The following is a 12,214-nucleotide window of genomic DNA, read 5'->3' on the forward strand; positions in this document are numbered from 1 at the left end:
GGTTGATAAGGTAAACTTATCAACCCTGTTTTTTTATATGATGCCGCTTCCCTTCACCACCCTTTCACCTTTATCAACTTAATTCTGTAATTTAATCTCCCCATATAACCATTACTATGACCGCTCTGAAACGTAAACACCTGTACCGGCTTGCTTTTTTATTCATGGTTGTGCTGCTCATCTTTTACCCGCTTTTTTATACGGAGTATATCTATACCGATGAAGCCACCCAGTTATGGAATTACCGGCCGGGCAGCGGTTTCAGCATGTTTGGCGCTCAGGGCCGGTGGATCACTGAATTCCTGATCTCAAAGTCATTTGCCGCGGTTGACACTATCCGCGAGGTTACCTCTATAAGGGTGTTTGCTTTGTTCATGTGGCTGGCTTGTGTGCCCCTGTGGTATGTGACCTTAAAACGAATGGCGGCCGAAGGCCCCGGTTATGAATACCTGCCTTTCTTTACCTGTTTATACCTGGTAACCAGCCTGCCTTTTTCCATTTCAATTCAATGGGCTTCCTGTATAGAACTGCCGATTGCCAATACCGCCGCTTTACTTTCAGGCGCCATCTGGTATACCGGTATCAGGAATAAGGATAAATTATGGTCAATCCCCGTTGGGGCGGCAATGGGTTCGGTTGTGGCGGGTTTAATATCGCTTTTCTCTTACCAGAACGGGTTTGGCTGCTTCCTTATCCCGTTCGTGTTTCATTATATCAGCGCGTATACTACCCGAAAAGACCAGGTGTTTGTAAAAGGACTGGCCTTTTACTTTTTTATGTACGTCCTGTACTTTCTTTTGTTCAAGCTGTTGCTGGTGGTGAACCAACTGAGCGGCGATGCCCGCACGGGCGTTTACCTGAACCCCGGTGATAAACTGCAATTCTTTTTTTCCCAGGCGCTTAAACGGGCGTTCTGGTTCAACATAGTGGTGAACGATGAGAACAAACTGGCGCGGGCCATGTACAAAATATTGTTTGTGGGCTGGATGTTGCTGGCTTTTATCAGGTTCGGGAGGCTGCAGGCTGTGAAATATATAGTGGCCGCATTGCTGGTGTTCCTGTTTGCTTATTTTCCCTCCCTGGTGGTAAAGGAGAATTTTTCCTCGAACCGCACGCTGCTGGCTGTCGATATGTGTGTGTTTGTGGTTTGTGCCGAAATGGTCTTATCCATAGTAAAACACCTGCAGGTACGCCGGGTTATCGGTTATAGTGTTGCCATTGTGCTGTTGATCCCGGGCTGGTATAATTTCAACAAGGGGTTTCTGCAACCTATTCATGAAGAATATGCCGGCATTAAAAACTACTTTCAGCAATATTATGAACCCGGCATTACAACCATCTACTTCATCAGGCCGGCGGAGGATGCATTCAGAAATAAATATAAATTGCAATCATCGATGGATGAATTCGGGGTGCCGTCTACCTTTTTCAGCTGGGTGCCCGAACCCTTAATGCGGCAACTGGTATACGAAAAAACGGACAGCCGTGAAAAGGCCAGCCAACTCACTATAAAGGAATGGGACAACCCGGAAGCCTTTTCCGCTTCGGGCGAACAGGTTACACCCGGCACACTGGTGGTGAACGTGCCTGAAATTATGGCTTCCGGTAAATAGCAGGCTGCTGCATCATACGTAAATACCGGGCATTAAACGCACATTAGAATTCATTGCCCGGCGCAAAAGAATTCTGCCGCGGCAGTAGGGGTCATGGTAATTTTCCGGTTTTACCTAGGCAACCAATTTTTTTAACCAGAAAGATCTTCGGTTACTACCCCTAACCGAGGCCAAGCGCATTGCTCAAGTATGTTACGTAAAGATTTCTACTTACTGGGATTTCTCTGGCTTCTCGTACTGATCATTTTCCTGCCCCTGTTTTACAATCATTATATTTTTATGGATGAAGCATTGCAGATCTGGGGGTATAACTCCATTCCCGGGTACTATATTCTCATCGATGAAGGGCGCTGGCTAACGGAAGTGCTGCAGAAATGGTTGTTCAAATTCACCGATACGGTGCGCGACGTAACCCTGTTGCGCCTGGTATCCCTGTTTGGCTGGATGTTGTGTTTGCCCATCTGGTATGCGGTCATAAAACGGCAGGTTGGCAAAGTATCGGCTTATGAATACCTGCCCTTCTTTTTTTGTGTATACCTCGTAACCAGTTTGCCGTTCATTGTATCGGTACAATGGGCCACCTGTATGCAGTTCTTTATTGCCGATACAGCCGCACTGTTATCGGGCGCAGTTGCATTGAATGGTATTCGCTGTCAGAACCGTAAATTTAAAGTGCAGGTTCCGGCTGCGCTTGTTTCTATGGCCCTGGGCGTTATTTCATTATTCTTTTATCAGGGCGCTTTTGCCTGTTTCCTGATCCCGTTCCTGCTTTATTTTATCAACCAGGCCAATTCAAACAAAGATGCCACGCTGATAGCCGGACTGGTACTTTATTTCGTTATAAATGGCGTTTGGTTTGTGCTGTATAAATTAAGTTTCAGCTTCATTTTCACCGATATTCCCGTTGATCCCCGGAACACGCTTTATATACACCCCTGGGAAAAATTCAAGTTCTTTATGGCAAGGCCGCTGGAAAGAAGTTTCCGTTTTACGCTGCTTACCCATGAGGACAGTATCATTTCGAAATACTATTACCCGGTGATGCTGGGTGTACTCGTTGTTCTGGCTATTGTCAGGTTTGGCCGGCAACAGGGTATTAAATACCTGGCAGCCGTGGGTTTTATTTTCATCCTTTCGTATTTGCCGGCCTTACTCATCAGGGAAAGCTTTGCCTCAAACAGAACCCTGATGGCCTTGAACCTGTGCGTGTTCGTTGTTTGTTTCGAAATGGCTATCTGGTACATCGGGAATAAAAGGGTACTGCAAATAGCAGGCATTGCCATGATCTGCTTTTTTGCCATCTGCGCCCGTTATAATTTTCAATATGTATTCCTGAAACCGATAGTAGATGAAACGGCAGCCCTCAAAAGTTACTTCAAACATCACTTCAATAGCGGTATTCAAACCATACATTTTATCCGCCCCTCAGAGGATTTTATGGCCGAAAAATATGGGGTGAACCGGTCGATGGACGAGTTTGGCGTTTCTTCCAGCTGCTGGGACTGGGTGCCAGATCCCATTTCAAGGCAGTTTATTTACGAAGCCACCGGCGACCGTAAGGAAGCCGCCCGGGTGGTGGTAAAACAATGGGCCAGTAAAGCCGCTTACCTGAAAGCCGGTGAAGCATTGAATAGCAGCGTTTTACTGGTCGATGTGCCCGCAATAATCAATAGGCAATAAGCAATTTGCAATTGGCAGGAGGTGCAGATATTCAGGCTTCCCCTATTAATTGCGAACCTCGCTTTTGCCTATTGCCCATTACCAATTGTCTATTGTTTATTGTCTATTGCCTATTGATTCGTACCTTTGCCGCTTCAAAATTTTTGCGCAAGTATGATAACAGTGAATAATGTGACCCTATCGTTCGGAAAACGGGTATTATTCGATGAAGTAAACCTTTCCTTTAGTAAGGGCAATTGCTATGGTGTAATTGGCGCCAACGGGGCGGGGAAATCTACTTTTCTGAAGATCTTATCGGGTGAAATTGAACCCAATAAGGGAACCGTTGATATAACGCCCGGCGAACGCATGGCTGTGTTGAAGCAGAACCATTTTGAGTTTGATGACTGTACTGTATTGAATACGGTATTGATGGGCCATAGCAAGTTATGGAAGGTAATGCATGAGCGCGATGCCATCTATGCAAAGGCCGATTTTACCGAAGAAGACGGAATTCGCGCCGGTGAACTGGAAGGCGAGTTTGGCGAAATGGGTGGTTATACCGCTGAAAGCGATGCCGCCACTTTGTTGAGCGAGCTCGGCGTAAAAGAAGACGTACAACAGCTACTGATGAAAGATATCAGCGGGGCCATGAAAGTGCGGGTGCTGCTGGCACAGGCATTGTTCGGCAATCCCGATATTCTGATCCTCGATGAGCCTACCAACAACCTCGATGTGGTGACCATCTCCTGGCTCGAGAACTTCCTGGCCGGGTATGAGAGCATCGTAATCGTAGTATCGCACGACCGTCACTTCCTCGATGCCGTGTGTACGCACGTGGCCGACGTTGACCGTCAGAAGATCAAGATCTACACAGGTAACTATACCTTCTGGTACGAAAGCAGCCAGCTGGCCGCCCGCCAGTTAGGCGATAAGAACAAGAAGATGGAAGAAAAGCGCAAAGACCTGATGGAATTCATCGCCCGGTTTAGCGCCAACGCCTCCAAATCGAAACAGGCTACTTCACGGAAGAAAGCACTCGAAAAGCTGGTTATTGAAGACATTACTCCTTCGAACAGAAAATATCCCGGTATCATCTTCAAACAACAACGTGAAGTTGGCAACCAGATCCTGAACATTGAAAAGTTATCAAAATCTATAGAAGGCAAACCGTTGTTCGCCAACATCAGCTTTACCGTGAACAAGGGCGATAAAATTGCCATCGTTGCCGATGACCACATGGCCATCACCGCTTTCTTCGAGATCATCAATGGCGAAGTGGCGGCCGACAGCGGTAAATACGAATGGGGCGGAACCGTTACAAAAGCTTATTTACCCAACGATAACTCGAAATATTTTGCCGAACAGGGTAACCTGAACCTGATGGACTGGTTGCGTCAGTACGTGCCGCCGCATGTTACCGATGTGGATGAGCCGTTCCTGCGGGGTTTCCTTGGTAAAATGCTGTTTACCGGCGATGAGATCATGAAGAAAACAAGTGTATTGAGCGGAGGGGAGAAAGTACGTTGTATGGTTAGCCGTATGATGTTGCAAGACCCCAACGTAGTGATCCTCGACGAGCCTACCAACCACCTCGACCTGGAATCTATTCAGTCGTTCAACGAAAGCATGACCAACTTTACAGGTATCGTATTGTTGTCTTCGCATGACCATACCTTTATGCAAACCGTTGCCAACCGTGTTATCGAACTTACGCCTAACGGCGCTATCGATAAACTGATGAGCTTCGATGAATACCTCGAAAGAAAGCAGGCCAATAAATTACAAATGGCTTAATTTATATGCGGTAATATTTTTAACCCCGTTCCGGTAACAACAGGAGCGGGGTTTTATTTTGATAACGGCAGTACTAAGGAATAATTCTCTATATTGCCGGTCACCTGAATCAACGATCAGATAATCATAACTTTTAATGCGCTGTTATGAGTTCACCCGGCTGGGATAATTTCTGGAAAGGCCAACGGAAATCCTTTTATGCGGTCATGAAAATGGCTACCGGATATTTTGTTTCGAAAGTTGAAAAGTTATATCACTTAAAACCAACCGACGAAATTTTCGACTATGGGTGCGGTCCGGGTTTTGTTGCCGATTCACTGGCCCGGAAAAAAATACGGATAACCGGTGCCGATATCAATGAGTTCTTTATTGACGAATGCCGCAAAAACCATCCCGGTTCATTGTTCACGGTAATAACAACAGATATAACCACCAATCAAAAGATCCTCGGAGAGCAGTTGAAGGGAAAACAATTCGATTACATCATTTTGTTAAGTGTAGCGCAATACCTCAGGGCGATCAGCGATCTGGAAGAGATCATCAAACTGCTGGGTGCATATATGAAACCACAGGGCATGATCATTGTGTCTGATGTGCTCGACGAGAACACCTCTTCCATAAAAGATGCATTTTCATTGTTTACGCATTGCATCAGAAAGGGCAGGATTGGGGCCTTCGCCGGCTTTATTTCTTATCTTATGTTCTCTGACTACCGTACCGTTTCAAAACAAACAAAGTTGCTGCAGGTGCCTGAACAGGCCATGCGCGAACTGGCCGCCCGCAATAAATTAAGCTGCGAAAAAGTACATGGGCTTACTATTCAAAAATCCAGGTCAAACTATATTTTGAGCTTTACCCCGGCCAAATAACCGGGTACAGGTCGATTAAATGCCGGTTCATGCAATAAATGCTAACTTTAAGCGCTATTAACCGGTTGGCCGTCGATAGGCTAACCCGGTGAAAATCAGCTGGGCTAACAAACAAGATCTTTTCAAAAGATACCTTAAATACCCTTCTCTTGAAAAGATGGCTTAAAATCAAACTAAAGGTTGTTGATCGGGAAATACCTGATACTGTGCATTTGTTTTTCTGTAGGCTGGCTGTTTGCCCTTGCCCAGAATCCGCGTCCGGCCTCGCCGGGTTCGAACCTGCGCAAAAAAATGGTTTCCGCAAAACAACCTGCCATTGTGCTCGACAGCATGAGCATCGTTCCCGGCACCGTCTCCATAGCCGGCATCCCCGATAGTTTATACAACATCGATTTTGTAAACGCCCGTTTAACCTGGAAGCAGTTGCCACCCATGGATAGCGTGCTGGTCCGGTTCCGTGTTTTCAGAACCCGCCTGAATGCGGTGGTGAACCGTATGCAATACGACAGCATCATGAATAACTTCATGGGGCAGCCCTTTGTACCCGATTATGTAGGCGCCGGCGGCCCCGGCGACAACTTCTTCAACTTCGGCAACATCAACTACAACGGCAGCTTTGGCCGCGGTATCTCCTTCGGCAATAGCCAGGATGCCGTATTTACCAGCAACCTGAACCTGCAGTTGAGCGGTTACCTTGCCGATAGCATCGAGATCGTTGCCGCCATTACCGATAACAATATCCCCGTTCAACCCGATGGCACCACCCAGCAGTTGAATGAGTTCGACCGCATTTTTCTACAGTTCAGAAAGAAAACCTGGGCGTTGAGCCTGGGCGATATAGATATCCGGCAGCAGCAAAGCTATTTCCTTAATTTTTACAAACGCCTGCAGGGCGTCGCTTTTGAAACCACAACGGCAATCACCGATAAAATAGCCAACCGCACCATGCTAAGCGGTTCTATTGCCAAAGGAAAGTTTACCCGTAACATTCTGCAGGTACAGGAAGGCAACCAGGGCCCGTACCGCCTGCAGGGGGCCAATAACGAGTTCTACTTTGTTGTACTGGCCAATACCGAACGGGTATATATCGACGGGGAATTGATGCAACGTGGAGAAGACCGCGATTATGTGATCAATTACAATACCGCTGAAATTTCATTCACGCCCAAACAAATGGTGACCAAGGATAAACGGATAGTGGTAGAGTTTGAATACGCCGACCGCAATTACCTCAACTCGAACCTGTACCTTACCAACGAAACCAACTTCAACGAAAAGGTAAAACTGCGGCTGGGTTATTTCAGTAATTCCGATGCCAAAAGCTCACCCATCAATCAAACCCTCGATGCAGGGCAAAAAGATTTCTTACGTACCCTCGGCGACAGCGTTACAAAGGCTTTCTATCCGTATTCAGTCGTCGATACATTTTCAACCGGCCGCATCCTGTACAAAAAGATCGATACGGTGTATAACGGCGGCGCCCGCGATTCTATCTTTGTTTACTCAACCAATGCCGACAGTGCCAGGTATACGTTGTCGTTTATAGAAGTAGGGCTTAACAATGGCAACTACGTTCCCGACCTCAACGGCGCCAATGGCAAGGTTTACCGTTGGGTAGAACCTGTAAACGGCGTAAAGCAGGGCTATTTCGAGCCGGCGGTTTACCTGGTAACCCCTAAAAAACAACAGGTTGCCAACCTCGGGATCGAATACAATATTTCGAAGAACACGGTACTTAATACCGAAGTGGCCATGAGCAATTATGATGTGAACACCTTTGCCTCTATCGATAAAGGCAATGACCGGGGGTATGCTTCGAAGGTCGATTTTAAGAACTCCCTGCCCTTCAAACGATCGAAGCGGGGATTGAAATTAACTACCGAGCTTGGGCATGAATACGTTGATGCCCGCTTTAAACCGCTCGAACGCTTACGTAATATCGAATTTACCCGCGACTGGGGTTTGCCCCTGCTGTTAAACGTTCCCGAACATGAGAATATATTAACAGGCGGAGTGCAGTTGAGCGATCAAAAAAACAATTCGCTTCGTTACCAGTTCACCGAATATAACCGGGGCACCAGCTTTACCGGTTTGCGTCATAACATTACCCAATTGCAAAACATCAAAGGCTGGGTGCTGAACAACCAGTTCATGTTATCGAACATAGATGCTGCCAGCGACAAAGGTTATTTCTGGCGGCCTACCATCAATATCTCGCGGCAGTTTGCAAAGCTGCGGAATTACACCATTGGCGGTGCGTATGCGGTAGAACATAACAAGATCCGCAATAAGCTCACCGATAGCATGGCCGCCCAGAGTTTTTCTTTCACCAATGCATCGGCCTACCTTAAATCAGATCCCGTTAAACCCAATCGCTGGGGTATAACCTGGTTCACCCGTACCAATTCATACCCACTGGGTACCCACCTGGTAAAGGCCGACAGAAGCCAGAACGTTACTTTAACAAGTGAGCTCTTAAAAGACCCCCGTCATCAATTCCGCTTTACCAGCACTTACCGTAAACTGAAAATACTGGAAAGCTCGTTGAACACCCAGCAGGCCGATGAAAGTTTATTGGGCCGGGCCGAATACCAGGTAAACCTGATAAAAGGTTTACTGAGTGGAAACCTCTTGTATGAAGTAGGAGCGGGACAGGAGCAGAAAAGAGATTATTCCTATCTGGAAGTACCGGCCGGCCAGGGTGAATTCACCTGGATCGATTATAATAACGACGGCATTCAGCAATTGAATGAGTTTGAGGTAGCCCTGTTCCAGGACCAGGCCAAGTTCCTGCGCATTTTCACGCCAACCAATCAGTATGTAAAGGCCAGTTACAATACGTTCAACTATAGCGTGAATATAAATCCCCGTGCGGCTATCAATTTAACCAACGCCAACAGGCTGCGCAAATTCATTTCAAAGATCAACCTGCAATCGTCATTGCAGATCAGCAAAAAGGAAGTGGCCGATGATCTTGTACAATTCAACCCGTTCACGTCACCGCTGAACGATACCTCATTGATCACCCTTACTTCCAATTTTGTAAATACATTCTCGTTTAACCGTTTTAGTCCGAAGTGGGGGTTTGATGTAACCAATGCCCGCAATGAAAATAAATCGTTGCTTACCTATGGTTATGAAAGCCGTAAGCTCGATGACTGGACGGTACGCACCCGCTGGAACATCAGCCGGTTGTTTGCCATTGAAATGACTGGCCGCACCGGCATCAATCAACTCATTACTTCGAACCCCAAATTCGACAACCGTAATTTTAAGATCAATCAATACTCGGCCGAACCGAGGCTGACCTTTACCAAAGGCACTAATTTCAGAGTGAGTGCAGGATATAAATACAGTGATAAAGAGAATGTACAGGGCAGCCAGGAAAAGTCGCAGGCGAATTCGCTGAATACCGATGTGAAGTACAATATTCTGCAAAGCACTTCTATAATGGCCAAGTTCACTTATTCGAATATCAGTTTTTCTTCACTCGATAGCATGCCTAATGCAAACTCATCTTCGTCCTATATTATATTGGAAGGCCTGCAGCCCGGAAAGAACTTTTTATGGACGCTCGATCTTACTAAAAGGCTTTCGAATAACCTCGAGTTCAGTATGCAGTATGAAGGACGTAAACCCGGCACCTCGCGCATAGTTCATATAGGAAGGGCATCGATAAGGGCTTTGTTGTAAAAGGGGAAAGGCAATACAGCTGCAAGCTGCAAGCGAATACAGAATACAGCTTCAAGCTGCAAGCTATAAGCTGCAAGCGAATACAGAATACAGCTTCAAGCTGCAAGCTATAAGCTGCAAGCGAATACAGAATACAGCTGCAAGCTGCAAGCAAATACAGAATACAGTTTAAAGGCAAGGCATAAGGCAACGAGGCTACGAGGAAAAGGCAACGGCAGAAAAACGACTTTGGCGAATCGATGCCGGCTCAGGTATATACCAAAAAAAACATCCCGGCGAAATCGCCAGGATGCTTTTGAATATAGTGAGAGAGAAAGATTATCCGAAGATGCCACCTTTCTTCAGTGAACGGGTAGCTTCACCGATCTTGAAACCATTGTGGTAAACTTCAATTTTGTAGTTACCTTGTTTGAAAGCGCTGTTTTGTTTCCAGGCAAACTCAACGTGTTTGTTTTTGCCTTGTTCGAAATCAACAGGAACTTTAGCGGTGAACAGTTTTTCACCTTCTTCACGGGTAGTGAATTTGCCAGAACCCAGGGCTTCTACAGCGATAGGTTGGCCATCAGGACCAGTGATACAAACGTATACATCAGTAGAACCTGTTTGAGCGATACGGTTAGAAACATCCATTGCAATAACCAGTTTGTCAACTTTCTTTGCAGAAGTAGTTTCTGACTCTTTACCACCTTTTTTCTCGTTTACAGGAGTAACAGAGATGTTAGTTGCGTTCAATGTAGAAGCTACATCAACTTTGGCAGCTAACTCATCTTTCGCCTGGGTAGTAGTTTGCAGGTCTGTTGTGAGTTTTTCTTTGTCGGCTGTTAACTGGGTTTTTTCAGTTGTCAGCACCTGGTTTTCCTGAGTTAAACGGGCAACTTCAGCTTCCAGGTTGGCGATCTTGTCGTTCAGTTCGCCGATCAAAGCCTGAGCTTTTTTCTTTTCAGCTACAGACAGGCGTTGTTTTTTCAGGATGCTTCCGATCTGACCTTTTAACTTGGAGATCTCGCTGGTTTTGTCGTTTACTTTTCCTTCCAGTTCATTGTTATAACCGGTTAAAGAATCCAAACGGGTTAACGCAGCATCGAAGCTTTTTTGCAGTTCATTCTTTGATGAATCTACAGCCACGTATTGTGTTTGCAGTTGAGTGATCTTTTGATCAGACTTGTTTTTGTCCCATAAAAAGTATCCCCATGTACCAAGTATACCTACGGCTAACAAACCGATGATCAGGTTCTTTGAATCACGTTTTGGGGGTGCACCTTGTGGACTGGCGGATGGATAATTGGTTGTACTCATAATAAGTGTATGTTTATTTTGAAAGGTTATGAAATCGGGTTCAGTATTCTTTTGAATAATCGGGTTAATTACTTAGTAACTGGGTTTCGCATATGGGTTTGACCAAAACCATGCCAGAATTTGGCTTTTTACCGCTCCACAAGCCGGGGAAAAACGCTCAAACGTAGTGGAGTATTGTGTTACAGTTTTGTATAAATCGTTATATGTCATGGCTTTTTTTGTGGTAATATTGCAAAGTTTAAACCACGGTATTATACATGTCTGTAGAAAAAATTATATCTGACTGGAAAAAAAAGCTGTTTAAACCCGTTTACTGGCTTGAGGGCGAGGAGGACTATTTTATCGATAAAATTGTGCATTACGCCGAGCATAACATTTTAACGGAATCTGAGGCCGGGTTTAATTTGACGGTGTTTTATGGCAGAGATGCAGACTGGACGCAGGTAATAAATGCATGCAAGCGTTATCCCATGTTCGCAGAACGCCAGGTAGTTTTACTAAAGGAAGCGCAACATATGCGTGATATCGACAAACTGGAATCGTATATTTCACAACCACTGATCTCAACTATTTTTGTTGTATCGTATAAAGAAAAGAAAGTGGATGGCCGTACACAGCTTGCCAAACTGCTTAAAACAAAAGCCGAGCTGTTTACTACCAAGAAAATGTACGATAACGCACTGCCTGAATGGACAAACGAACTCGTAAAAAGTAAAGGGTTTACCATTTCACAAAAAGCGGTGTTGCTGCTGGTTGATCACATAGGCAACGACCTTAGCCGTATAGACAATGAAATCGATAAAATGCTGGTAAACCTTGGAACCCGTACCGGCATTACCGAAGATGATATTGAAAAGTATGTTGGGGTAAGCAAAGAGTATAATCCTTTTGAACTGCAATCGGCCATGGCGGCAAAAGACCTTCCCAAGGCCATGCGTATCATTCAGTATTTTGAAGCCAACCCAAAAGCTGCGCCCATACAATTGGTTTTACCTACACTTTATAACCTGTTTAGTAAAACGTACATGATCTTCGGACAAAGCGCCAAAGATGAAAAAACGGTGGCGGCGAATATCGGCGTCAATGCCTGGTTCGTTAAAGACTATATGCTGGTGGCGCGCAACTACGGCTATAACGGTGTTGAAAGAGCGTTGTTGTTGCTGCATCATTACAACCTGCGCAGTGTAGGGGTAAATGATACCGGTTCTTCCGATGCTTCGCTGTTGAAGGAGATGGTTGTTAAGATGGTTGTTTAATGTGCTGATTAGCCAATGAGTTTATTTTGCG

7 protein-coding genes are annotated in these 12,214 nt (G+C 45.6%); 6 read left to right on the forward strand and 1 reads right to left on the reverse strand.

The annotated features are described in order from the left end of the window. Window positions 1–116 precede the first annotated feature (116 nt). The 5 genes from A4R26_RS25100 to A4R26_RS25120 all read left to right on the forward strand — a co-directional run bounded on the left by A4R26_RS25100 (window position 117) and on the right by A4R26_RS25120 (window position 9,631). Complete coding sequence (locus A4R26_RS25100) at window positions 117–1,613, forward strand: hypothetical protein (RefSeq protein WP_081169285.1); 1,497 nt, start codon at window positions 117–119, stop codon at window positions 1,611–1,613. 189 nt (window positions 1,614–1,802) lie between these two features. Beyond that, on the forward strand, window positions 1,803–3,293 hold the full coding sequence (locus A4R26_RS25105) for a glucosyltransferase domain-containing protein (RefSeq protein WP_081169286.1): 1,491 nt from the start codon (window positions 1,803–1,805) through the stop codon (window positions 3,291–3,293). 153 nt (window positions 3,294–3,446) lie between these two features. Continuing rightward, the gene (locus A4R26_RS25110) at window positions 3,447–5,069 is read left to right on the forward strand and encodes an ABC-F family ATP-binding cassette domain-containing protein (protein ID WP_081169287.1); all 1,623 of its coding nucleotides are present in this window, start codon (window positions 3,447–3,449) and stop codon (window positions 5,067–5,069) included. Window positions 5,070–5,215: 146 nt separating this feature from the next. Further along, a complete protein-coding gene (locus A4R26_RS25115; RefSeq protein WP_081169288.1) occupies window positions 5,216–5,938 on the forward strand; it encodes a class I SAM-dependent methyltransferase in 723 nt (240 codons plus the stop codon). A 183-nt stretch (window positions 5,939–6,121) separates the two neighbouring features. Then, window positions 6,122–9,631, forward strand: coding sequence for a DUF8818 domain-containing protein (locus tag A4R26_RS25120; RefSeq protein ID WP_242675012.1), 3,510 nt, complete (start codon window positions 6,122–6,124; stop codon window positions 9,629–9,631). A gap of 318 nt (window positions 9,632–9,949) precedes the next feature. Here A4R26_RS25120 and A4R26_RS25125 read toward each other — a convergent pair whose 3' ends face one another. Further along, on the reverse strand, window positions 9,950–10,927 hold the full coding sequence (locus A4R26_RS25125) for a DUF8428 domain-containing protein (protein ID WP_081169290.1): 978 nt from the start codon (window positions 10,925–10,927) through the stop codon (window positions 9,950–9,952). A 257-nt stretch (window positions 10,928–11,184) separates the two neighbouring features. On the opposite strand from A4R26_RS25125, the gene holA reads away from it, so the two are divergent. Beyond that, window positions 11,185–12,183: a DNA polymerase III subunit delta gene (gene holA / locus A4R26_RS25130; RefSeq protein ID WP_081169291.1), complete on the forward strand. Its 999-nt coding sequence runs from the start codon at window positions 11,185–11,187 to the stop codon at window positions 12,181–12,183. The last annotated feature ends 31 nt before the right edge of the window (window positions 12,184–12,214 follow it).

This window comes from Niastella populi (assembly GCF_002078015.1).
Lineage (GTDB): Bacteria > Bacteroidota > Bacteroidia > Chitinophagales > Chitinophagaceae > Niastella > Niastella populi.

What these genes read in the sequence shown, in the direction of transcription:
- A4R26_RS25125 (WP_081169290.1), bottom strand. Translation starts at nt 10,927, where the DNA reads ATGAGTACAACCAATTATCCATCCGCCAGTCCACAAGGTGCACCCCCA.
- A4R26_RS25105 (WP_081169286.1), top strand. Translation starts at nt 1,803, where the DNA reads ATGTTACGTAAAGATTTCTACTTACTGGGATTTCTCTGGCTTCTCGTA.
- holA (WP_081169291.1), top strand. Translation starts at nt 11,185, where the DNA reads ATGTCTGTAGAAAAAATTATATCTGACTGGAAAAAAAAGCTGTTTAAA.
- A4R26_RS25110 (WP_081169287.1), top strand. Translation starts at nt 3,447, where the DNA reads ATGATAACAGTGAATAATGTGACCCTATCGTTCGGAAAACGGGTATTA.
- A4R26_RS25100 (WP_081169285.1), top strand. Translation starts at nt 117, where the DNA reads ATGACCGCTCTGAAACGTAAACACCTGTACCGGCTTGCTTTTTTATTC.
- A4R26_RS25115 (WP_081169288.1), top strand. Translation starts at nt 5,216, where the DNA reads ATGAGTTCACCCGGCTGGGATAATTTCTGGAAAGGCCAACGGAAATCC.